This window comes from Streptomyces sp. WM4235, assembly GCF_001279725.1.
In the GTDB taxonomy this organism is placed as follows: Bacteria; Actinomycetota; Actinomycetes; order Streptomycetales; family Streptomycetaceae; genus Streptomyces.
This window is the reverse complement of record NZ_LGDE01000046.1, coordinates 1-21,627: the sequence shown is the minus strand read 5'-3', so window position 1 is coordinate 21,627 and position 21,627 is coordinate 1. Positions and strand designations below refer to the sequence as shown.

At 71.1% G+C, this 21,627-nt stretch carries 21 protein-coding genes and 2 tRNA genes; 9 read left to right on the top strand and 14 right to left on the bottom strand.

The window, feature by feature from the left end; translation table 11 throughout:
- Positions 1–7: 7 nt before the first annotated feature.
- Together rsgA and ADK55_RS06015 are read left to right on the top strand one after the other, a co-directional pair.
- A complete protein-coding gene (gene rsgA / locus ADK55_RS06020) occupies positions 8–1,018 on the top strand; it encodes a ribosome small subunit-dependent GTPase A (protein ID WP_053676409.1) in 1,011 nt (336 codons plus the stop codon).
- Positions 1,019–1,134: 116 nt separating this feature from the next.
- A complete protein-coding gene (locus tag ADK55_RS06015; protein ID WP_030225858.1) occupies positions 1,135–1,458 on the top strand; it encodes a DMT family transporter in 324 nt (107 codons plus the stop codon).
- Here ADK55_RS06015 and ADK55_RS06010 read toward each other — a convergent pair.
- The gene (locus tag ADK55_RS06010) at positions 1,424–1,984 is read right to left on the bottom strand and encodes a TetR/AcrR family transcriptional regulator (protein WP_053676408.1); all 561 of its coding nucleotides are present in this window, start codon (positions 1,982–1,984) and stop codon (positions 1,424–1,426) included. The two genes, ADK55_RS06015 and ADK55_RS06010, sit on opposite strands and share 35 nt — an antisense overlap.
- Before the next feature lie 137 nt (positions 1,985–2,121).
- On the opposite strand from ADK55_RS06010, the gene hisN reads away from it, so the two are divergent.
- Together hisN and ADK55_RS06000 are read left to right on the top strand one after the other, a co-directional pair.
- Entirely contained in the window at positions 2,122–2,934 is an 813-nt protein-coding gene (gene hisN, locus ADK55_RS06005) for a histidinol-phosphatase (RefSeq protein ID WP_053676407.1), read from the top strand.
- Positions 2,935–3,183: 249 nt separating this feature from the next.
- Positions 3,184–3,579: a cyclic nucleotide-binding/CBS domain-containing protein gene (locus ADK55_RS06000; protein ID WP_053676406.1), complete on the top strand. Its 396-nt coding sequence runs from the start codon at positions 3,184–3,186 to the stop codon at positions 3,577–3,579.
- A 105-nt stretch (positions 3,580–3,684) separates the two neighbouring features.
- On the opposite strand, the gene ADK55_RS05995 is transcribed toward ADK55_RS06000, so the two are convergent.
- A complete protein-coding gene (locus ADK55_RS05995; RefSeq protein WP_053676405.1) occupies positions 3,685–5,154 on the bottom strand; it encodes a catalase in 1,470 nt (489 codons plus the stop codon).
- Positions 5,155–5,296: 142 nt separating this feature from the next.
- Here ADK55_RS05995 and ADK55_RS05990 point away from each other — a divergent pair, with 142 nt between their 5' ends.
- Positions 5,297–5,713 carry a Fur family transcriptional regulator gene (locus ADK55_RS05990; protein ID WP_078998539.1) on the top strand — a complete coding sequence of 139 codons (417 nt, stop codon included), beginning with the start codon at positions 5,297–5,299 and terminating at the stop codon, positions 5,711–5,713.
- A gap of 137 nt (positions 5,714–5,850) precedes the next feature.
- Here ADK55_RS05990 and ADK55_RS05985 read toward each other — a convergent pair.
- Together ADK55_RS05985 and ADK55_RS05980 are read right to left on the bottom strand one after the other, a co-directional pair.
- A tRNA-Met gene (locus ADK55_RS05985) sits at positions 5,851–5,924 on the bottom strand.
- A gap of 47 nt (positions 5,925–5,971) precedes the next feature.
- On the bottom strand, positions 5,972–6,568 hold the full coding sequence (locus ADK55_RS05980) for a TetR/AcrR family transcriptional regulator (protein WP_053676403.1): 597 nt from the start codon (positions 6,566–6,568) through the stop codon (positions 5,972–5,974).
- 108 nt (positions 6,569–6,676) lie between these two features.
- Between ADK55_RS05980 and ADK55_RS05975 the strand changes: the two genes are divergently transcribed.
- On the top strand, positions 6,677–7,753 hold the full coding sequence (locus tag ADK55_RS05975) for an FAD-dependent monooxygenase (RefSeq protein WP_053676402.1): 1,077 nt from the start codon (positions 6,677–6,679) through the stop codon (positions 7,751–7,753).
- A gap of 40 nt (positions 7,754–7,793) precedes the next feature.
- Here ADK55_RS05975 and ADK55_RS05970 read toward each other — a convergent pair whose 3' ends face one another.
- The 3 genes from ADK55_RS05970 to ADK55_RS05960 form a co-directional block, all read right to left on the bottom strand.
- Positions 7,794–9,650, bottom strand: coding sequence for a tetratricopeptide repeat protein (locus tag ADK55_RS05970; protein WP_063839452.1), 1,857 nt, complete (start codon positions 9,648–9,650; stop codon positions 7,794–7,796).
- A 227-nt stretch (positions 9,651–9,877) separates the two neighbouring features.
- A tRNA-Met gene (locus ADK55_RS05965) sits at positions 9,878–9,951 on the bottom strand.
- 52 nt (positions 9,952–10,003) lie between these two features.
- Positions 10,004–12,883 carry a UPF0182 family protein gene (locus tag ADK55_RS05960; protein WP_053676493.1) on the bottom strand — a complete coding sequence of 960 codons (2,880 nt, stop codon included), beginning with the start codon at positions 12,881–12,883 and terminating at the stop codon, positions 10,004–10,006.
- Positions 12,884–13,014: 131 nt separating this feature from the next.
- Here ADK55_RS05960 and ADK55_RS05955 point away from each other — a divergent pair, with 131 nt between their 5' ends.
- On the top strand, positions 13,015–13,587 hold the full coding sequence (locus ADK55_RS05955) for a PPA1309 family protein (RefSeq protein WP_199826455.1): 573 nt from the start codon (positions 13,015–13,017) through the stop codon (positions 13,585–13,587).
- A 64-nt stretch (positions 13,588–13,651) separates the two neighbouring features.
- Here the strand turns inward: ADK55_RS05955 and ADK55_RS05950 are convergent, their stop codons facing one another.
- The 4 genes from ADK55_RS05950 to ADK55_RS05935 form a co-directional block, all read right to left on the bottom strand.
- Complete coding sequence (locus tag ADK55_RS05950) at positions 13,652–14,740, bottom strand: PDZ domain-containing protein (RefSeq protein ID WP_053676399.1); 1,089 nt, start codon at positions 14,738–14,740, stop codon at positions 13,652–13,654.
- Between the two features lie 104 nt (positions 14,741–14,844).
- A complete protein-coding gene (locus tag ADK55_RS05945; protein ID WP_053676398.1) occupies positions 14,845–15,042 on the bottom strand; it encodes a hypothetical protein in 198 nt (65 codons plus the stop codon).
- A 178-nt stretch (positions 15,043–15,220) separates the two neighbouring features.
- Positions 15,221–15,682, bottom strand: coding sequence for a molybdenum cofactor biosynthesis protein MoaE (locus tag ADK55_RS05940; protein WP_053676397.1), 462 nt, complete (start codon positions 15,680–15,682; stop codon positions 15,221–15,223).
- Between the two features lie 215 nt (positions 15,683–15,897).
- Positions 15,898–17,079: an SDR family oxidoreductase gene (locus ADK55_RS05935; protein ID WP_053676396.1), complete on the bottom strand. Its 1,182-nt coding sequence runs from the start codon at positions 17,077–17,079 to the stop codon at positions 15,898–15,900.
- Positions 17,080–17,271: 192 nt separating this feature from the next.
- On the opposite strand from ADK55_RS05935, the gene ADK55_RS05930 reads away from it, so the two are divergent.
- Complete coding sequence (locus tag ADK55_RS05930; RefSeq protein WP_053676395.1) at positions 17,272–18,699, top strand: zinc-dependent metalloprotease; 1,428 nt, start codon at positions 17,272–17,274, stop codon at positions 18,697–18,699.
- A complete protein-coding gene (locus ADK55_RS05925) occupies positions 18,696–19,232 on the top strand; it encodes an NUDIX hydrolase (RefSeq protein WP_053676394.1) in 537 nt (178 codons plus the stop codon). Before ADK55_RS05930 ends, ADK55_RS05925 begins: the two co-directional genes overlap by 4 nt.
- Positions 19,233–19,345: 113 nt before the next feature.
- Here the strand turns inward: ADK55_RS05925 and ADK55_RS05920 are convergent, their stop codons facing one another.
- The 3 genes from ADK55_RS05920 to ADK55_RS05910 all read right to left on the bottom strand — a co-directional run.
- The gene (locus ADK55_RS05920) at positions 19,346–20,101 is read right to left on the bottom strand and encodes an AIM24 family protein (protein ID WP_053676393.1); all 756 of its coding nucleotides are present in this window, start codon (positions 20,099–20,101) and stop codon (positions 19,346–19,348) included.
- Between the two features lie 17 nt (positions 20,102–20,118).
- Complete coding sequence (locus ADK55_RS05915; RefSeq protein WP_053676492.1) at positions 20,119–20,799, bottom strand: AIM24 family protein; 681 nt, start codon at positions 20,797–20,799, stop codon at positions 20,119–20,121.
- A gap of 20 nt (positions 20,800–20,819) precedes the next feature.
- A partial coding sequence (locus ADK55_RS05910) for an AIM24 family protein (protein ID WP_199826454.1) occupies positions 20,820–21,627 on the bottom strand: 808 nt, incomplete at its 5' end.

Genomic DNA, 21,627 nt, shown 5'->3' with positions numbered 1-21,627 from the left:
GCCCGTCATGCGCAGGTACGGCAAGAACACCGACGAGGACGACATCCGCTCCCGCCCGAACCGCAAGGGCAATCGGCCGCGTACGACCATCCGCCCCAAGCACGAGGACGCCTCGGAGGGCTTCGTCCTGACCGTGGACCGCGGCCGGCTGACCTGCCTGGTCGAGGACCGCGCGGTGCACGCGATGAAGGCGCGCGAGCTGGGCCGCAAGGCGGCGGTGGTCGGCGACAAGGTCTGGATCGTCGGGGACCTGTCCGGCAAGAAGGACACCCTCGCCCGGATCGTGCGGATCGAGGAGCGCAGGTCCGTCCTGCGGCGCACCGCGGACGACGACGACCCGTACGAGCGGGTGGTCGTCGCGAACGCGGACCAGCTGGCCATCGTCACGGCCCTGGCCGATCCGGAGCCGCGGCCCCGGATGATCGACCGCTGCCTGGTGGCGGCGTACGACGCCGGGTTGGAGCCGCTGCTGGTGCTCACCAAGTCCGACCTGACGTCCGCCGACAAGATCCTGGAGATCTACTCGACGTTCGGCCTGAACTACGTGGTCACCAACCGCGAGGAGCTGGCGACGGGCGACGCGGCGGAGCGGGTGCGCGAGCGCCTCAACGGCCGGATCACGGCCTTCGTCGGCCACTCGGGCGTCGGCAAGACCACCCTGGTCAACTCGCTCGTCGCGGCGGACCGCCGGCGCGCCACCGGCCACGTGAACGCGGTGACCGGCCGCGGCCGGCACACCACCACCTCGGCGCTCGCGCTGCCGCTGCCCTCGGGCGACGGCTGGGTGATCGACACCCCGGGTGTGCGCTCGTTCGGTCTGCACCACGTGGACCCGTCCCGGGTGATCCTGGCCTTCCCGGAGCTGGTGCCCGGTACCGAGGGGTGCCCGCGCGCGTGCAGCCACGACGAGCCGGACTGCGCGCTCGACAAGTGGGTGGAGGACGGCCACGCGGACCCGGCGCGGCTTTACTCGCTGCGCCGTCTGCTGGAGACGCGGGAGCGCCGCGAGGGCGACTGAGGCGGTCTGCGGCCCTGCCGTCCGGCGGCGGGCCGGGTTTGTGGGGGCACCGGTCGGGATAAATGCTTGTTCGCACCAAGTGACGCGATGTCACATGACGCGGGGAGGCGTACGCCATGGCGTGGCTGCTGGTCGTGGTCGCCGGAATCCTGGAAACGGGCTTCGCGGTGTGCCTCAAGCTGTCCCACGGTTTCACCCGTCTGTGGCCGACCATCGCCTTCGCCTGTTTCGCGCTCGGCAGCTTCGGTCTGCTGACGCTGGCGCTGAAGAAGCTCGACGTGGGGCCGGCGTACGCGGTGTGGACGGGCATCGGGGCGGCCGGGACCGCGATCTACGGCATGGTCTTCCTGGGCGACCTGGTGTCCACCCTCAAGCTCGTCTCGATCTCGCTGGTGATCCTCGGCGTCATCGGACTTCAGCTGTCCGGTTCGGCGCACTGACCAGGCGCAGCAGTTCCCCGGTGCCCGGCTCCTCCCCCGGGGCGATCACGTAGGACAGCGCGAGCCGTACGACGAGTTCGCACCGCCCCGCCGTTTCCGGCGTGAGCGCGGCGGACGCCCGGTCGCGGACCGCTCGGATCAGCTCCCCGGGGCCGAGCGCGGGAACGCCCGGTCGGGACCCGCGTCCGGGCGGCGCCGGCAGGTTCCCGTTCCACGAGCCGGTCAGCAGGGCCTGGACCAGGGGGCGCGCGCGGGCGGCCCGTACGGTCCACTCGGCCACTCCCGCGAGCCGGTCGGTGGTGCCCGCCTGGGCGGCCAGGGTCCGGTCCACGCCGTCGAGGTACCAGTCGGCCTCGCGGCGGACCAGGGCCCGGCCGAGGCCCGCCTTGCCGCCGAACTCGTTGTAGAGGGTCTGTCGGGACACCCCGGCGGCGGCCGCCACGTCGACCATCCGCACGGCGGGCCAGGGGCGCGCGGACAGCGCCGCTCCGGCCGCTTCCAGCAAGGATTCCCGGGCCGCCGGCATCGACGCCTCCCCCGATTGGCTCACCCGATTGGCTCTCCGGCCAGACTTGACGGGTCGACAGATCCTGTCAAGGGCGCCTCTCGGCCGTACCGTGGACGGCGTTCGCCGGGCCGCGACAGTCTCGATACTGTTCGACCATGCCCGAGTATGACGATGACCTCCGCCTTGCCCTTGAGCTCGCCGACGCGGCGGACGCCGCCACGATGCAGCGCTTCCGAGCCCTCGACCTGCTGGTCGAGACGAAGCCGGACATGACCCCGGTGAGCGAGGCCGACAAGGCCGCCGAGGAGATCGTCCGGGCCGGGATCCTGGCCGCCCGCCCCGGCGACGCGATCCTGGGCGAGGAGTACGGGCTCCAGGGCGAGGGACCGCGCCGTTGGGTCGTGGACCCCATCGACGGCACCAAGAACTACGTGCGCGGGGTTCCGGTCTGGGCGACCCTGATCTCCCTGATGGCGCAGGACCCCGACGACGCCGACGGGGCCTTCCGTCCCGTGGTCGGCGTGGTCTCGGCGCCGGCGCTGGGCCGCCGCTGGTGGGCGGCGCAGGGCGGCGGCGCCTTCGCGGGCGGCGCGCTGGGCGAGACCACGCGGCTCGGGGTGTCGAAGGTCGCGACCCTGGACGACGCCTCCTTCGCCTACTCCTCGCTGAGCGGCTGGGAGGAGCAGGGCCGGCTGCCCGGCTTCCTGGACCTGTCGCGCGCCTGCTGGCGCACCCGTGGCTACGGCGATTTCTGGCCCTACATGATGGTCGCGGAGGGCTCGCTCGACCTGTGCGCGGAGCCGGAGTTGAGCCTGTGGGACATGGCCGCCCTGGCGGTCGTGGTCCAGGAGGCCGGCGGCCGGTTCACCGACCTGGACGGGGTCGAGGGCGTGCACGGCGGGAACGCCGCCGCCTCGAACGGTCTGCTCCACGAGGAGATGCTGGCGCACCTGCGCCCGCGCGCCTGAGGTCGGGCGGCCGGGTCCGGCGCCGGATCTGGACCTCCGCGGTCGCCGTGACCGGGGGCCGGGCGCGTCCCGTGCCGGCGGATGCGCCCGCGCGTGCCGAACACGCCCTCTTGATGACCCTCCGTGTTCGTGGGAATCTGAGGATCCCCCCGCTTGTGCGCTTGTGAAGGCCTTCTCGAAGTGCGACCGCACGGCCTTCGCCCCGCGCACCCACCCGAGCGGGGGATCACCCAGGAGGTGGCTCCCTTCATGCTCGTCCGTGACGCCATGAGCACCGTGATCCTCACCCTCGGACCCGCGCACACCCTCCGTCAGGCGGCCTGCCTGATGTCCGGCCGGCGCGTGGGCGCGGCCGTCGTCCTCGACCCCGACCACAGTGGAATCGGCATCCTGACCGAGCGCGACATCCTCAACTCGATCGGCGCGGGACACGATCCCGACCGTGAGTCCGTGGGTGCGCACACCACCAACAACGTCGTGTTCTGCACCCCGGAGGCGACCGTGCAGGAGGCCGCCGAGGCCATGGCGCACGGCGGTTTCCGGCATCTGATCGTGCTGGAGGACGGTGGCCCCGTGGGCATCGTGTCCGTCCGCGACGTCATCCGCTGCTGGGCGCCGGTCCGGCGCAGCGCCGTACCGGCGTAGCCCTCGCGGGCCGGGGCCGGTCGGCCCGGGCTCTTCGGCGGGACGCCGACGGGCCGGCCCTCCCGAGGGAGCGCCGGCCCGTCTTTCGCCACGACAAGCGGTGCGTCAGCCGCGAAGGGCCTGGACCGCGGCATCCAGCCGCTTGCCGAAGTCGCCGTCCGCCTGGCGGAAGTTGTCGATCGCGCGCTCGACGATGTCGTCGCGCGAGACCTTGGCGATGAACCCGGACAGGTTCTCGATCAGCCGGGCCTTCTCGTCCTCCGAGTAGAGACGGTAGAGGTTGCCGGCCTGGACGAAGTCGTTGTCCTCGCTGTGCACCGCGGCCGGGTGGTTGCCCGTGCCGCCCGTGAGGGGAACCGACTGCCACAGCGGACGGTCGATCTGGTGCGGACCGCCGAAGCTGTTGGGTTCGTAGTTCTTCGCGCCCTTGTGGCGGCCGTCGTACAGGTGGCCGTCACGGGAGTGGGTGCGCGCCTCGGTGGCGTGCGGGCGGTTCACCGGCAGGTGGTCGGCGTTGATGCCGACGCGGTAGCGGTGGGCGTCGCCGTAGCCGAAGAGGCGACCCTGGAGCATCTTGTCCGGGGAGGGGCCGATGCCGGGGACGAAGTGGGCCGGGCTGAAGATGCTCTGCTCGACCTCGGCGAAGACGTTCTCCGGGTTGCGGTTGAGCTCCAGCTTGCCGATCTCGATCAGCGGGTAGTCCGCGTGCGGCCACACCTTCGTGAGGTCGAACGGGTTGAAGCGGTACCCGGCCGCCTCGGCCGCGGGCATGATCTGGACCTGCACGGTCCAGGACGGGAAGTCGCCGCGCTCGATGGCCTCGCGCAGATCGCGCTGGTGCGAGTCGGGGTCCTCGCCGGCGAGCCGGTTGGCCTCGTCCTGGGTGAGGTTCTTGATGCCCTGGTCGGTCTTGAAGTGGTACTTGACCCAGAAGACCTCGCCGGCCTCGTTGTTCCACTGGAACGTGTGCGAGCCGAAGCCGTTCATGTGGCGGTAGGAGGCCGGGATGCCGCGGTCACCGAAGAGCCAGGTGACCTGGTGGGTGGACTCGGGGCTCAGGCCCCAGAAGTCCCACACGTTGTCGGCTTCCTGCGAGCCCGTGTACGGGTCGCGCTTCTGGGTGTGGATGAAGTCGGGGAACTTGATGGCGTCCTTGATGAAGAACACCGGGGTGTTGTTGCCGACGAGGTCGTAGTTGCCCTCTTCGGTGTAGAATTTCAACGCCCAGCCGCGGGGGTCGCGCACCGCGTCGGCGCTGCCGAGGTTGCCCGCGACGGTGGAGAACCGCAGGAACGTCTCGGTCTCCTTGCCGACCTCGGACAGGAACTTCGCCCGGGTCCACTGCGAGACGTCGCGGGTGAGCGTGAAAGTGCCGTAGGCGCCGGCGCCGCGGGCGTGCACCACACGCTCCGGGATCCGCTCGCGGTTGAAGTGCGCGAGCCTCTCCAGCAGGAGCTGGTCCTGGACCAGGACGGGCCCGCCGATGCCGGCGGTCTCGCTGTTCTGGTTGTCCGCGACCGGAGCCCCGGTCTCCGTGGTGAGCGGTCCCTGCGTCACGTGCGCCTCCTGCGTCATTCCTGCCTCGTCCTGCCCTCGGCCCACCCTCGGGCCGTGCCGTACTCGATCCTACAATGGACTTTGTCCAAGTCAAGCAAGCATCCAATCTCGCACTCGTTCGGGAGTTACACGGAGTCCCCGCGCTGTTAGGCTGGCGTCCATGAGTGACCTGCTGCAACGACTCCGCGGACGCGGATGGCGCATGACCGCACAGCGGCGCGTCGTGGCCGAGGTGCTCGACGGTGACCACGTTCACCTGACGGCAGACGAGGTGCACGCACGGGCCGTGACCAGGCTGCCGGAGATCTCCCGGGCGACCGTCTACAACACCTTGGGCGAGCTCGTGTCCCTGGGCGAGGTCCTGGAGGTGTCCACGGATCGCCGCGCCAAGCGGTACGACCCGAACGCACACCAGCCGCACCAGCACCTGGTGTGCGCCGTCTGCGGCGCGATCCGCGACGTCCACCCGGCCGGCGACCCGCTGGCCGACCTGCCCGCCGGCGAACGCTTCGGCTTCGTGGTCTCCGCCGTCGAGGTCACGTACCGAGGGGTCTGCCCGAACTGCGCGGCCGCCTGACCCCACCCCGAACGACACGAGGGCCCGGAAGCACGACGCTTCCGGGCCCTTCTCGTTCGTGACGCGCTTTCCATCCGGGAACGATCCGGAAACGACCGGAGGCCCGGATCCATGGGATCCGGGCCTTCGGCCTTCAGTAGCGGGGACAGGATTTGAACCTGCGACCTCTGGGTTATGAGCCCAGCGAGCTACCGAGCTGCTCCACCCCGCGTCGGTAAACCCGACTGTACGGGAGGCGTCGCGGCAGATGCAAATCGGTTAACCGGCCAGTCCTCGCAGCAAAAGAGCGGTGAGGGTGTCGACCACCTCGTCGTCGTCGAGCGGGACCCCGGCGGTCATCGCCGCGTAGCCGAGCATCGAGATCATCGACCCCATGGCCGCCGCGACGAGCCCGGGATCGCCGGGCAGTGGCCGGCCCTGCTCGCGCATGTACTCCAGGTGCCGGCGCAGCGGGTCCGTCTCCCGCGTCAGCCGCTCCCACGCCTGACCGGCGCCCGGGGGCTCGGTCATGGACTTCTGGAAGAGGGCCACCACGACGGGCAGGTGGTTCCGGAAGACCCCCCAGCTCGCGGCGACGTGCGTGCGGAGCTGCGCGGGATCGGCGAGGTCGTGCTCCCGGGGGTGGTCCTCGGCCCCCACGGCCGTGTCGACCTGGGCCCCCATGTCCGCGAGCAGCGCCTGGAGCAGCTCCTCCTTGCCGGCGAAATGCTCGTAGAACGCGCCGGTGGAGCGGCCCGCCGCCCTGGTGATGTCGGTGATCTTCGTCTGTGCGTATCCCCGCTCCAGGAACAGCCCGCGGGCGGCCTCCTTGAGCGCCGCCTCCGTGCCGGCCGCCCGCTCCTTGCGCACTCCCACCGGGGATCCCCTTGTCGCTTGACGCCGTCGTTGCAACGTCATCATACTGAACCGAGTTTCACCGAATCATTATTCAGTGAATGTGGATTCAGCGAGAAGGGCACAGTCATGCGCATCTCAGTCATCGGTGGCGGAGTGGCCGGAGCCGCGAGCGCCATCGCCCTGCGCCGGCGCACCGGCGCCGAGGTCACCGTGTACGAGGCCTACGAGGACCCGGCCGGCCAGGTGGGCTCGTTCCTCAGCCTGGCCGTCAACGGGCAGCGCGCCCTGGACACCCTGGGCTGCCTCCCCGCGGTCCGCGCGGCCGGTTTCCAGGTGGCGCACCAGCGGATGTGGTCGGCCTCCGGGAAGCTCCTCGGCGAGGTCCCCCGGGGCCGGCTCGCCTCCGACACGCTGCACAGCACGACCCTGCTGCGCGGACGCCTGGTGGAGGTCCTGCGGGCGGAGGCGGTGAGCGCCGGTGCCCGGATCGTCACGGGCGGGCGGGTCCGCGCCGCGGACGTGGACGGGGACCTGGTGGTGGCGGCGGACGGCATCTGGTCCGCGTCCCGCCCCGCCCTGTCGGCGACGGCCCCGGTCCCGCGGTACGCGGGGCTCTACAGCGTGTCCGGGGTCTCGCGGGGCCCGGACCTCGACCCGGACACCTACCACATGGTGTTCGGGCGGCGCGGGGCGTTCCTGTACGTCCCGGCGTCGGACGGCTCGGTCTGGTGGTCGGCCCAGGTGGCCTCGCCGGAGCCCCCGGCGAGCGCCGAGGTGACCCTGTCGCCGCTCGCGGAGCTGTACGCCGGGGAGGCCGGGCCGTCGGAGATGCTGGCGTCCGCGGTACGGGTCGGTCGCGCGATGCCGATGCACCGGATGGCGGAGGTCCCCGTCTGGCACGACGGCCGCACGGTGCTGATCGGGGACGCCGCGCACCCGGTGGGCGCGGGGCAGGGCGCCTCGATGGCCGTCGAGGACGCGGTGGCCCTGGCCGGGTGCGTGGCCTCGGCCCCCTCGGTCCGCTCCGCCCTCGACGCGTACACCCGACTGCGCCGCCCCCGGACCGCCCGCATGGGCAGGTCGGCCGGCGCGAACCGCGACTCCAAGACCCCGGGCACCCTGCAACGCCGCGTCAACGACGCCCTGATGCCCCTGTTCTTCCGCCACGCGTACGCCCGCTCGACGTCATGGCTCTACCGCTGACCCCGAACGGCGCCCGCCGGCCGTTCAGGGTCGGGCCGGGTCAGGCCGAGAGTTCCTCAGCCAGCGCGTCCCGCAACCTCGCGGCCCGTTCCGAGACCTCCGCCGGCCCCAGCTCCATGGCCCGCACGCACCACTTCTGCCCCTCCGTCAGGTCCCCCTGACGCGCGGCCAGCAGCCCCAGTCGCAGCGCGGCCCGGCCGTGTCCGGACACCGCCGCCCGCGTCCACCACAGCGCGGCCTCCGGCTCGTTGCCCTCCCGTGCCAGCAACAGCCCGAGGTTGAAGGCCCCGTTGCGGGAGCCGGCCTCGGCCGCCTCCCGGTACCACCGCGCCGCCATCGCCAGATCACCGCGCGCGGCGGCCAGCATCCCGACGCGCACCTGCGCCCGCCGGTGCCCGTGTTCGGCGGCCCGCTCGTACCACTCCTCGCTCTCGGTGCGCGCGGCGCCGCCCGCGGACTCGCCGAGGGCCGGCGGCTCCGGCGGCGGAGCCAACGACTCCAGCAGCGAGGCCAGCCGGAAGGCCGCCTCCGCGCTGCCGCCGCCCGCCGCGCACCGCAGGTGGCGTTCGGCGGCCCGCTCCTCGCCGTCCCGCACGAGGGCGATGCCGACCTGCAGCGCCGCGTCGGTGTGCCCCGCCGACGCGGCCCGCTCGTACCACTTCAGCGCCGTGCGGTCCTCGTCCCGACCGGCGAACAGGATGCCCAGGTTGAAGGCGGCGTCCACACTGCCCGCCTCCGCCGCCTTGGAGAACCACGGCTCGGCGCCCTCGGTGTCGCCGCCCTGCAACAGCAGGATGGCCAGCGCGTTGGCCGCCTCGCGGTGGCCCGCGTAGGCCGCGCGCCGGTACCACTGCTCGGCCTGCGCGGTCCGCTCCTGCGCGGCGCACAGCAGGGCGAGGTTGTACGCCCCGTTCTGGTCGCCCGCGTCCATGGCGGCCCGGTACCACTTCTCGGCCGTCTGGGTCTCCCCGCGCGCGGCGTGCAGCGCGCCCAGCGCGTTGGCGGCGTTGCCGTCCCCGTCCTGGGCGGCCCGGTGCCACCAGGTGGCCGCGCTGTCCTCGTCGCCCGCGTCGCGCAGCAGGAACCCCAGGGCGCAGGCCGCCCGGGCCTCGCCCTGCTTGGCGGACGTCAGGTACCAGCGCCCGGCCTCCTTGAGTTCCCCCCGCGCCTCCAGCAGCGCGCCCAGGTGCAGGGCGGCCCGGCGGTGTCCGCGCGCGGCGGCCTGCCGGTACCACTGCTCGGCCTCGGCGGGGTCGCCCTTGCGCAGGTGCCGCGCCAGTCGGTAAGCGGCTTCGCGGTGCCCCTGCTCGGCGGCCGCGCGGAACCAGCGCTCGACGCCCCGGTCCCCGCGGTGCTCCAGCAGGTCGGCCAGTCCGTACGCGCCCAGGGCGTGGCCGGATTCCGCCGCCTGGCGCAGCCAGTACTCGGCGGCGGGCTCGTCCCCCCGCTCGCGGTAGTAGCGGCCGAGGGCGTGCGCGGCGGGTGCGGATCCGGCCACGGCGGCGACGCGCCACCAGCCGGCGGCCTCCTCGGGGTAGCCCCGCTGGTGCAGCAGTACGCCGAGGTTGTTGGCGGCGGCCCGGTCGCCCTCGCCGGTGGCTCCGCGCAGGTACGGCTCGGCCCCGGCGAGGTCGCCGCGGCGCAGCAGCAGCGCCCCGAGCACGCTCATGGCGCCGGGGTCGCCCTTGTCCGCGGCCACCCGGTGCCGGGCTTCCAACTCGGCGTCACTGGCCACGTCGGCTTCGCCGAAGGCTTCGTCCGCGAAATCCGCATCGGTCAGTGCGGTTTGCGCGTCAACGGTGCGAGCCGCCTCAACGGCTCCCGTGCCCGGCTCGGCCTCCGCCCTCACAAACCGCCCTGTCTCCAGCAGAGTTGACCTGTCCCCCATAAATCCCATCGTCGCATCACCTGCTACCCGCGTACACCTGGTATGTCGCAGCCAGTGAGGTCACTACAGCGTTTTGTCGACATGCCCACAGAGAGACAAGTCAAACACGCTCCCGCCCCAACTCACCCGCCCCAGCGACCCCGTGTCTGTCACGCGTTCGTCACGCCTCACGTCCGCGCCCCTTCGCGAACATGACGAAGGCCCGGATCCCATGGGATCCGGGCCTTCGTTTTCAGTAGCGGGGACAGGATTTGAACCTGCGACCTCTGGGTTATGAGCCCAGCGAGCTACCGAGCTGCTCCACCCCGCGTCGGTAAACCCACAGTAGCACGACGCGGGACGGAGCCATTACCCAGTGATCGTCAGCCTCCGGACTTGGGGGCCGTGAGCTTCGCCTCGGCGTCGATCGCCCGCTGAAGCGCCAGCTTGATGTCCTCCTGCGCCTTGCCGAACGCCGTCCAGTCACCGGACTGGCGGGCCTTCTCGGCCGCCTCGATGGCCTTCTGCGCGTCCGACAGCGCCGCCTTGACCGTGGGGTCCTGGGCGGTCGGCGGGGTGACGGTGCCTTCGCCCGGCGGATTCTCCGGGGTCACGGGCACGGTCGGCGCCTCTGCCCCGAAGACCACGTTCAACGCCTTCTCCAGCGTGTCCTCGAAGGCCGTCTGGCCGCCGTAGGTCACCAGCACCTTGCGCAGCAGCGGGTACTTCAGATTGGAACTGCGGACGTACACCGGCTCCACGTAGAGCATGCCGCCGTCGAGCGGCACCGCGAGCAGGTTTCCGTACTCGACCTCGGAGTCTCCACCGCGCAGCAGGCGGATCGACTCGGCGATCTTCGGTTCGGACTGGAACTTGCTCTGTACCTGCTTGGGGCCGTCGACCGGCTTGCTGGTCGGCAGCTTCAGGATTCTGATCTTGCCGTAGTCCGGGGTGCCCGGATCGGCGTTGACCGCCATGTAGGCGCTCAGGTTGTCCCGCTCGTTCGGCGTGAACGTCGTCGTGAGCGAGAAGACCTGGTCCTTCTCCTTCTGGCCCGGCATCTTCATCGACAGGTAGTACGGCGGAAGCGCCGTGCCCGCCTTGACGGTCGGGTCGTCCGGGACGGCCCAGGCCTCACTGCCGCTGAGGAAGGTCTGCGGGTCCGTGACGTGGTAGCGGGTGAGCAGCTCGCGCTGGACCTTGAAGAGGTCCTGCGGGTAGCGCAGGTGGTCCATGAGCGCCTTGGGGATCTCACTCTTGGCCTTCACCGTGCCCGGGAACGCCTTCATCCAGGTCTTGAGGACCGGGTCCGCCTTGTCCCACTGGTACAGGTCGACCGTGCCGTCGTAGGCGTCGACGGTCGCCTTCACCGAGTTGCGGATGTAGTTGACCTGGTTCTCCTGGGCGACCACCGCGCGCTGGCTGTTGGTCAGCGAGTCCGCGGTGCTCTGGCCCAGCGTGGTGCGCGAGGCGTACGGGTAGCCGTTGGTCGTCGTGTAGGCGTCGACGATCCACTTGATCCGGCCGTCGACGACCGCCGGGTACGGCGCCCCGTCGATGGTCAGCCACGGCGCGACGGCCTCGACGCGCTCCTTGGGCGTGCGGTGGTAGAGGATCCGCGAGCCCTCGCCGATGGCTCCGGAGTACAGGATCTGCGGCTCGCTGAAGGAGAGCGCGTACGCCGCACGGTTGACCGGGTTGTCGAGATTGACCCCGGAGTCGCCCTTGTAGCTCGTCTCCTTCTCGCCCTTGTCGTCCGAGTAGTCGAGTTCCTTCTGCGGTCCGCCGACGATCGAGTACTGCTTCGTCATCTCGCCGTAGTAGATGCGCTGCTCGAAGTCCGTGCCGAACATGCCCTTGGAGGGCAGGTCGGACTGGGTGAAGTCGGGGGCGCCCTGGTCACCGACGGTGGTGCCCTTGGCCGCGACGACGCCGTAGCCGTGGGTGTACTTGAAGTGGTCGTTGATCCAGTTGTTCTTCGGGATGCCGCCGATGTTCAGCTCGCGCAGGCCGATGACCGTGTCCTGGCCGTTGTACCGGTCCACGGCGAGCGTGGACGGGAACCCGTAGTAGCCCTTGACCTGCTGGAGCTGCTGGAAGGCCGGCGAGACGATGTTCGGGTCGAGGAGACGGACGCTGGCCGTGGTGTCCGCGGTCTGGCGCAGCTTCGTCTTGTCCTCGGTCTGCGGTACGCCCGGGTATTCCTTGACCTCGGACTGGGCGATCCCGTAGGCGTCGCGCGTCGCCTTGATGTTCTTCTGGACGTACGGCGATTCCTTGGCCTGCTCGTTCGGCTGGACCTGGAACTTCTGCACGATCGCCGGATAGAGCCCGCCGATCAGGATCGCCGAGAGGACCATCAGGCCGAAGCCGATGACCGGCAGCTGCCAGGTACGGCGCCACAGCGTGGCGAAGAACAGGAGCGCGCAGATCGCGGCGATGGCGACGAGGATCGTCTTGGCCGGCAGGTATGCGTTGGCGTCGACGTAGCGCAGGCCGGTCCAGTTGTCGGCGGCCTTGAAGTCGCTGGACTTCACGGCGAGGCCGTACCGGTCGAGCCAGTACGCGATGGCCTTGAACGTCACGAAGAGGCCGAGCAGCACCGACAGGTGCCCGGTGGCCGCGGCGGTGGCCCGGGCGCCGGGGCTGGTGACGCGCAGTCCGCCGTACAGGTAGTGCACGACGGCGGCGGCGATCACCGACAGGACGATCGCGGCGAAGCCGAAGCCGAGCAGGAAGCGGTACCAGGGCAGGTCGAAGGTGTAGAACGACACGTCCAGGCCGAACTGGGGGTCCTTCTGCCCGAAGGGCACCCCGTTCACGTACATCAGCCAGGTCTTCCACTGGCCGGCCGCCGAGGCGCCCGCGATCAGGCCGACGATCGCGGCGATGCCCAGGAGCAGCCACTTCTTGTACGGCGCGACGCTCATGCGGTAGCGATCGAGGCTCTGCTGCTCCATCGACATCGCGCTGAGCGGCGGCCGCAGCCGGTGCGCCAGCCAGATGTTGAACCCGACCGCACCCGCCATCAGCAGGCCGAAGACGGCGAAGAGGCCGACCTTGGTCCACAGGGTGGTGGTGAAGACCGAGGAGTACTCGACGGATCGGAACCAGAGCCAGTCGGTCCAGAAGCCCGCGAACATGATGAACAACATGGCCAGGACGGCCAGGACGCCCAAGGTCATCAATAGAGTCCGGGCACGCCGGGACGGGCGGCCGACTCTCATCCGTGGCCCGGAAGGGCCTCCGCCGCGGTCCGGCATCTGGAAAGCCAAGGTGCGCACCTCTGAAAGTCGCTGGGTCTGGTCATCAACGGGCCCCCGATCGTAGAGCCCACTCATGCAACTTACTGAGGCTTTAGTCAGTTCCCGGTATCGGGTGGAAAGGAGGCAGGATGTTGTCCATGTCCAACCTTTCTCCTTCCGCCGGCACCCCGATGGCCGCCTCCCCGCTGACGCGCGCCGTCCTTGAGATCGACGAGTACGCCTCCACCCTCGGCTGGGACAAGCCGGCCCGGCTGTTCGCCCTGGTCGACACCGCCAAGCTGCGCAAGCAGGAGCCGGGCCTCGCCCGTCAGCTGGGCCTCGACCAGGACGACGCGGGCAAGAGCCAGCTCACCCCGATCGAGCAGGACGAGGTGCCCGCGGGGACCCCGCTGGACAAGTTCCTGGGAACCATCGCCTGGCCCGCCGCGATCGTCGGCTGCGCGCTGACCGTGGAGCGCCTGATGCTGCCGCCGTCCGCGGAGGCCTCCGTCCCCGAGGGGCTCGGCGACAAGCAGCTGGCGAAGTGGGTCGCCGGACATCCGGACCGGCAGGAGGTGCGGCTGACCGTGGGTGTCCTGCGGGACGGGTCCCGTGAGTCGGCGGTCCGGCTGCGCGAGAAGGACTCGTCGACCGAGGTGCTGACGGGCGCGACCCTGGTGCCGGGGCTGGCCGAGGCACTGGCCGCGACCTTCCTGGACTGACCGGAGCCGGTCCGGCCCGTTCGTTCGCTCGCTCGCTCGCTCGCGAGTATCCGTCGGGGGCCGGTCAGGGCTTGCCGCACTGCGGCAGCCCTGCCGTCTCCCCCTTGGAGATCTTCTCCAGCGCCTTGGCGGCGTCGTCGATGGTGGACACCTTCACCAGCGTGAGGCCGTCCGGCACGTGGGAGGAGGCGGCGGCGCAGTTGTCGGCCGGGGTCAGGAAGTACTCGGCGCCGGCCTGACGGGCGCCGATGGTCTTCATCTGGATGCCGCCGATCGGTCCGACCTTGCCGTCGTCGTCGATGGTGCCGGTGCCGGCGACGAACTTCCCGCCGGTCAGGTTCTCGGGGGTCAGCTTGTCGACGATGCCGAGCGCGAACATGAGACCGGCGCTCGGGCCGCCGACATCGGCGAGGTTGATGCCGATCGGGAACGGGAAGGTGTGGTCGATCCCGGCCCGGATCCCGACGATGGCGTGACCGTCGTCCTCCGCCTTGCCGGTGGTGACCTTGATCTTGGCGGTGGCGCCGGGCTCCCGGTTGGCCTTCTCCGCCTCCGCCATCTCCTTCGCGGGGACGACGACGAACTCGACGGGCTCCCCGACCTTGTGCTTGGTGACGAGCCTGGCCACGTCGGCGGCCTCGGCCACGGGGGTGCCGTCCACGGACTTGATCACGTCGCCGGCGTGCAGGCTCCCCTCGGCGGGGCCGCCCTTGACCACGGAGGACACGATGACGTGCGGGGTGACGGGGATCTTCAGCTGCTTGAGCGCCGCGACCTTGGCGCTCTCCTGGGACTGGCTGAACTCCTCGGCGTTCTCCTGCGTGGACTGCTTCTCCGTCTTCCCGTTCGGGTAGAGGTTCTCGTGCGGTACGACGATGTTGTCGCCGGACAGCCAGCCGTACGCCGCTTCCAGCAGGTTCATGTCGTAGTCCGCGCCGGTGACCCGGACGGTCGTCATGTTGAGGTGCCCGCTGGTGGGGTAGGTCTTGTGCCCCGAGATGCTGAGGACCGGCTCGCCGCGGGAGTCCCCGAGCGTGTTCACCGTGGGGCCCGGGCTCATCTCGGAGTACGGGACCTTCAGGAACACCCCTGCGCAGAGCAGCGCGAACAGGACGAGGGTGGAAGCGAGCATCGTCGCGGTGCGGCGTGGCATGGATCGACAGTACGGGACGCCCCTGGCGGGCGGCCCGTGGGGCCGGGCCGTACGGGGTCGTGCGCGTGAACTCTCAGGCGATTCTCAGGGACTCGCGGGACGCCTCAGACGGCGTCGGAACCGGAGTGCGCCTCCGCCTTCGTCCTGGTGTGGTCGGTCTTGTCCATGACCTCGCGGAACCTCGCGTAGCCGGCCAGCTCGGATATGTCGCCGGATGTCCGGTCGCGAGCCGCCCAGCTGCCCCATATCGCCGCTCCGATGGCGGCGAACAGCGGAATCAGCAACCACGCCAATGACGCCATGGACGTGCCTCCCTGCCCCGAAAGTACGTGTCGTTGGTGGCTTCAACGCTCGTGCCCGGAAAGGGGTTACGCAAATCGGGGGCGTGTTGCGGAGCCGAACGGGTGTGAGGTTACCCCCTTGCGGGGGCGGTCCCGCGACCGGGGGTGTACAGGGGGGTGCGAGGTCGCGCGGGAGGGTTCAGCAGGCGCCGACCCACTCCTCCGTTCCGTCCGCGAACGTCTGGTGCTTCCAGATCGGCACCTCGTGCTTGAGGTCGTCGATCAGCATCCGGCAGGCCTCGAAGGCCTCGCCGCGGTGTGGGCAGGACACGGCGACGACGACCGCGAGATCGCCCACCGACAGATCGCCGACGCGGTGGACGGCGGCGAGGGCACGGACCGGGAACTTGGCCACGACGCGCTCGGCGACGCGGCGCATCTCGGCCTCCGCCGTCGGGTGGCAGGAGTAGCCGAGGGAGTCCACGTCCGCTCCGCTGTCGTGGTTGCGCACGGTGCCGACGAAGAGCGTCGTCCCGCCCGTCGCGTCGTCGCCGACGGCCTGGAAGACCTCGTCGATCGAGAGCGGGGTCTCACGGATTTCGAGCAGGCGGATCGGGTCCGGAGCGGCCTGCTCGCCGGGGTGGTCGAAGTGCGGAGCCATACAGCCATCGTGCACCACGGCTTTCGGATCGCGATATAGCCGATTCGACCGGCTGTGCGACCCGGCCGTATGGAGCCTCCTACAGGGGGGCACGGCTGCGGCCCGCTCTCGACCGGGTCCCGGCCCGGCCTCGATCCGGCCCCGATCCGGCTCGGGTCCTGCCCCGGTCCGGCCCCGGGCCGCCGCGGGCCCGGGGCGCGCGTCGGCCCGGCGTCTCAGATCCCCCGGCGCTTGCGGGCGCGGCGGACCGCGGCGGCCGCGCCGAGGAGGGCGACGGTGGCACCGGCGGCGCCGGCGGCCGTGGCGGCGTCCTTGCGGCCCAGACGACGGCCCGCGACGGTGTGCCGGCCCGCGACCTCCTGGAGCAGTTCGGCGAGTACTTCCTCGTTGGTCCAGCGGGGCCGCCAGCCGGCCGCGTGCAGGCCGCTGACGCTGACCACCCACGGGTGCATCGTGTAGGCGAGGTCGCCGGCCGGGGAGGGCGTCAGGCCGATCCGGTGGAGTCGGGCCGCGGCGCCCAGGGCGACCGCCGAGGGGAGCTCCATGCGGCGGATGCCGCTCAGCTCCTCGACCTCCTCCTGCTCCAGCCAGCCCTCGCAGCCGACCGCCAACTCGCCCTCGACCTTCTCCAGCGCCGCGTACTCCAGGGCGCTGACCAGGTCCTCGACGTGGCAGAACTGCCAGGTGGGCCGGGATCCCGCGACCACGAGCAGGCGCGGCGACTCGAAGTACCGGGTCAGCGCCGTGTCGGTGCCTCCGACCAGGACGGCGGGCCGCACCACGGTGACGTTCAGTCCGGGGTGCGCGCGGGGTGCCCGGCGGCCGAGCCGCTCGATCTCCAGCAGGTCTCCGACGCCGGTGGCCTCGGCGGTGGCGCGCAGCTCGGAGTCCTCGGTCAGCGGGATGTCGTTGTCCGGGAGCGCCCCGTAGACCATGGCGGAGGTGCACAGCACGACCCGGTGCACCCCGGCCGCGGCGGCGGCCGTCAGGACGGTCTGGGTCCCGCGCACGTTGTACGCCGTACGGGCCGCCGGATCCGTTTCGAGGTCGAGGTCGAGCGCGAGGTGGACGACGACGTCCGCGCCGCGCAGCTTCTCGGCGATCGCGGGGTCCCGTACGTCCAGGACGTGCCACTGCGCGGCCGCGCAGTCGCCGCGGCGCTCGTCGATCGCGACGACCTGCTTGACCTCGTCGGATTCGACGAGGCGGGCCACCAGGGCGGCGCCGACCCCGGACGCGGCACCGGTCACGGCGATCACCGGGTTGTGCCGGCGGGGGCCGTTCTCGTTTCGCGTCTGGCGAACGCCAGGGGCGCTGTCACCGTGCTCAGGGCTGTCTTCGGCGTCCTGCGGCGCGCGGCTGTGCTTGTCCGAAAGCTGCGGATCCGGGGAACTCACCAGGCGTCTCCAGCGGTTGTCTTCAGTAGGGACGCGCCGTGACGCGTACCTACCAGGTGACGTCCATCCTGCCGCAGCCCAGGAGCCGGCGGAGCACCGAGCCCGGAAGCGGGCGGGGTGTCTACGCTGGGTGGTGTTGTCGGACCATTGCCGTCGGCTCCCGCCGGCGGCCCTACGAGCCGAGGAAACCCCGTGAGCGACACCCCATTCGGATTCGGCCTTCCGCCGGAGGAGCCGGAGAACGGCGACGAGGGCAAGAAGAAGGGCAATGAGGGCGGTCAGGGCGGCCCGGCGAATCCGTTCGGGTTCCCGGGCATGGGCCTGCCGGGCGCCGGCGGCCCGGGCGGTGCGGACAACCCGTTCGCCTCGATGTTCGGTGCCATGAATCCGAACGACCTCGGCGCGGCCTTCCAGCAGCTCGGCCAGATGCTGAGCTACGAGGGCGGTCCCGTGAACTGGGACATGGCCAAGGACATCGCCCGCCAGACCGTCGCGCAGGGCACCGCCGACGGTGTGAAGGACGCCAGCGTCGGCGTCGCCGAGAAGTCGGCGGTCCAGGAGGCCGTACGCCTGGCCGACCTGTGGCTGGACGGGGTGACCTCGCTGCCGTCGGGTGCGAACACGGCGGTGGCGTGGAGCCGCGCCGAGTGGGTCGAGGCGACCCTCCCGGTGTGGAAGGAGCTCGTGGACCCGGTCGCCGAACGCGTCGGGGCGGCCATGGGCGGGGTGCTGCCCGAGGAGATGCAGGCCATGGCGGGCCCGCTGCTCGGCATGATGCGTTCCATGGGCGGCGCCATGTTCGGTCAGCAGATCGGCCAGGCGGTGGGCGTGCTCGCGGGCGAGGTCGTCGGCTCGACCGACATCGGGCTCCCGCTGGGCCCGGCGGGCAAGGCCGCCCTGCTGCCGTTGAACATCGAGGGCTTCGGCAAGGACCTGGGCGTGCCGGCCGAAGAGGTCCGGCTGTACCTGGCGCTGCGCGAGGCGGCGCACGCGCGCCTGTTCGCGCACGTGCCGTGGCTGCGCTCGCACCTGTTCGGCGCCGTCGAGGGTTACGCCCGCGGCATCAAGGTGGACACCTCGAAGCTGGAGGACGTGGTCGGTCAGCTCGACCCGTCGAATCCGGAGCAGTTGCAGGAGGCCCTCGCGGGCGGCATGTTCCAGCCGCAGGACACCCCGGAGCAGAAGGCGGCCCTGGCGCGCCTGGAGACGGCGCTCGCCCTGGTCGAGGGCTGGGTCGACGCGGTGGTGCACGAGGCCGCCAAGCCCCGTCTGACCTCGGCGGACGCCATGCGCGAGACCATGCGCCGCAGGCGTGCCTCCGGTGGTCCGGCCGAGCAGACCTTCGCCACGCTGATCGGGCTGGAGCTGCGTCCGCGTCGGCTGCGCGACGCCTCGCGGCTGTGGGCCTCGCTCACGGACGCGCGGGGTGTGGACGGTCGCGACGGGCTGTGGGAGCACCCCGACATGCTGCCGACGGCCTCCGACCTGGACGACCCGGACGGATTCGTGCACCGCGAGCAGTTGGACTTCTCGGAGATCGACAAGATGCTCGGCGAGGCCGCCGAGAAGCGTGATCTGGGCGACAAGGGTGCCGACGGCGAGGGCGAAGAGAAGAAGTGAGCCTGTACGACGACGCGGTCGCGGTCCTGAAGGATCTCGCGCCGACCGACGAGCAGCAGAGCGGGTTGCGGGACCTGTACCTGGAGCACCTCGCCGCCCACCACGACGGGGTCTACAAGCCCTGCCGGGCCGGCCATGTCACGGGCAGCGCGCTGGTGATCGACCCGGTGCGGGGACGCGTGCTGCTCACCCTGCACAAGAAGCTGGGCATGTGGCTCCAGATGGGTGGTCACTGCGAGCCCGGTGACACCACCCTCGCGGACGCGGCATTGCGCGAGGCCGTCGAGGAGTCGGGGATCGCCGGCGGGCTGACCCTGCTGCCGGGCGGGCCCGTGCGGCTGGACCGGCATCCGATCCCGGAGCCCTGCAACTGGCACCTGGACGTGCAGTACGCGGCGCTGGCTCCGGCCGACGCCGTGGCCGAGATCAGCGAGGAGTCGCTGGACCTGCGCTGGTTCCCGTACGCGGAGGTGGCGGCGGTGGCCGACGCCTCGGTCGTGCGGCTGATGGAAGCGAGCCTGGCGCGTCTCTGAGACGTCCGGGGAGGCATGTGGAAGGGGCGGGTCCCTCGGGACCCGCCCCTTCCGGCGTCAAGCGGGGCGTGCCACGCCGTTGCGCGCCGTGCCCTTCCGTGCCGTGCCGTTGATCAGTTCCAGGCGTTGTTCTGGTTCTGACTGTGGGCGCCGTGCTGGCCCATGCCGAACTGGGCTGCGGCGCCCTGACCGATCTGGGCGTTCTGCGGCGGCAGTGCCTCGCTCGGCTGCACGAGGGCGAAGCCGGTGCCGAGGAAGCTGAGCTCCCAGCCCTCGCCGGTGTTGCCGCGGCGCCGCCAGACTCCGGTGGAGTGCGTCTGGGCCTGCATCTGTACCCGCAGCGAGGTGGACCAGGCGACGATCGCGTCGGCGTCGGCGTTGACGTACTTGTCGGGCGTGACCTGCATCATCAGCGGCTGACCGGAGGTCATCAGGGCGACCTTGCCGCGACCGCTGATGTTGAGCTGGTACTTGCCGGAGCCGGAGATCCCGTACTGGCTGTCCACGGCGATGGCCTCGGTGTGCAGGGTGGAGTCCAGCGCCAGCACGTAACTGCTGTCGACGGTGAGACCGTCCCGGTCCACCTCCACGACGTGCACGTACTGGGCCAGGTTGGCCAGATAGACCGTGCCCTGCCCGGAGCAGCGCATCAGATCCAGGCCCTCGCCGGTGCGGGCGCGGGCGGTGCGCTGGGTGGTGCTCTGGTACTCGCCGTCGAAGTCGATGATCCCCTGGTAGGCGACCATCGCGCCCTTGCGGGCGAGGACGTCGTCGGTGCCGCTCAGGGAGACCCGCAGCAACTGCGGGTTCTGGACGGTGTACCGCTCCTGGGACTGCGCCTCGGCGTGGGCGAAAAGTGCGCTCTGCATGATGTGTCCGCTCCCCCTCAGCCCCGGGTCCGGAGCCGGTCGGTGCTGTCCTCGCTGGGCTGTACCACGACGATTCCCTGGCCGGAGAAGGCCATCTGGTAGGCCTCACCGCTGCCCCGGCCGATCATCGACGAGGCCTTGAAGCTGCGCTTCCCCTTGACCTTGAGGTTCGGGGACCAGGCGACGAGCGCGTCGGGGTCCACGTACGTCTCGTCGTCGCCGCGACCGCAGTCCACGACGATCGGGGTGCCGCGGGAGGTGATGGCCACCCAGCCGGTACCGGAGACCTGCACGTTGAACAGGCCCTGGCCGGCGAACTTGGCCATGCCCTTGACCCGCTCGACGCCCCACTGGAGGTGGGCGTCGAAGGCGAGCAGGTTGGTGCCGTTGACGGACAGGGCGTCGTTGTTGAGGTTGATCACGACGACGTCCGCGCCGTAGTCGGCGAGGTAGAGCAGGCCGTCGCCGGTGCACTTCATCAGCGGGGCGCCCTCCCCGGTGATCCATTGCGAGGCCATCTGGCGGACGGCGGGCGGGTTGGGCTCGTACTGGACGAAGCCCTCGTACGCGACCATCGATCCGGTGCGTGCGAACAGGTCCTGGCCGCTCTGCATGGCGACCTTGAGCATGGCTCGGCCGTGGTTCTCCATGCGGGCCGTGACGGGGGTCGGGGCGTATCCCGCGAGTTGCTGGTTCATGGCGTTCATGACGGGCTCCCTCAGACCTCGTACGGCTGGACGACGATGAAGTTGCCGGGCGCGCCGCGGAACTGGAGGTTCACGGTCTCCCCGCTGTGGCCCGGATAGGCGGTGCGGCGCAGCCGGACCTGGCTGGAGATGATCACCTGCGAGGCGGCGGACCAGGCGACGATGGCGTTGCTGTCCGCGAAGGTGGTCGGGGTGACGGGCAGGACGACCGGGACGCCCTGCGTCTTGACGATCACCGTGCCGCTGCCCTGGAACTGCATCGTGAACAGGGCGCCGCCGGGAATGCCGTGGCCCTCGATGCGACGGACCTCGTGCTGGAGGGACTCGTCGAAGGCGAGGACGTTCTCCGCGGAGACACAGATGCCGTCGCCCTGGAGCTCGATGGCGTGCAGGTGGGCGCCGTTCTCGGCGAGGAAGACCTGTCCGCGACCGGTGCAGCGCATCAGCTGCATCTCCTGGCCGGTGGCGTTGCCGACGATGCGGCCGGCGAATCCGGCTCCCTTGTAGCTGAAGTCGACCTTGCCCTGGTACAGCACCATGCTGCCCTGGCGGGCGAGGACGGCCTGGCCGCCCATGGACAGGTCCACCCGCATGAGCTGCTGGTTCTGCGGGGTCCAGCGGGTGCCGGTGGGGGCTTCCTTGTACGGCTGGAGCGCGGCGGCGAGGCCGTGTCCGGCGGCGGCCGGCTGGGGCTGCTGCGCGTACTGGGGCGGCTGCTGGCCGAAGGCCGGCTGCCCGCCGTACGGGGGCGCCTGCTGGCCCGGGACCTGGCCGTACGAGGGCTGCTGCCCGTAGGGCGCGGGGGCCGGGGCGGGGGCG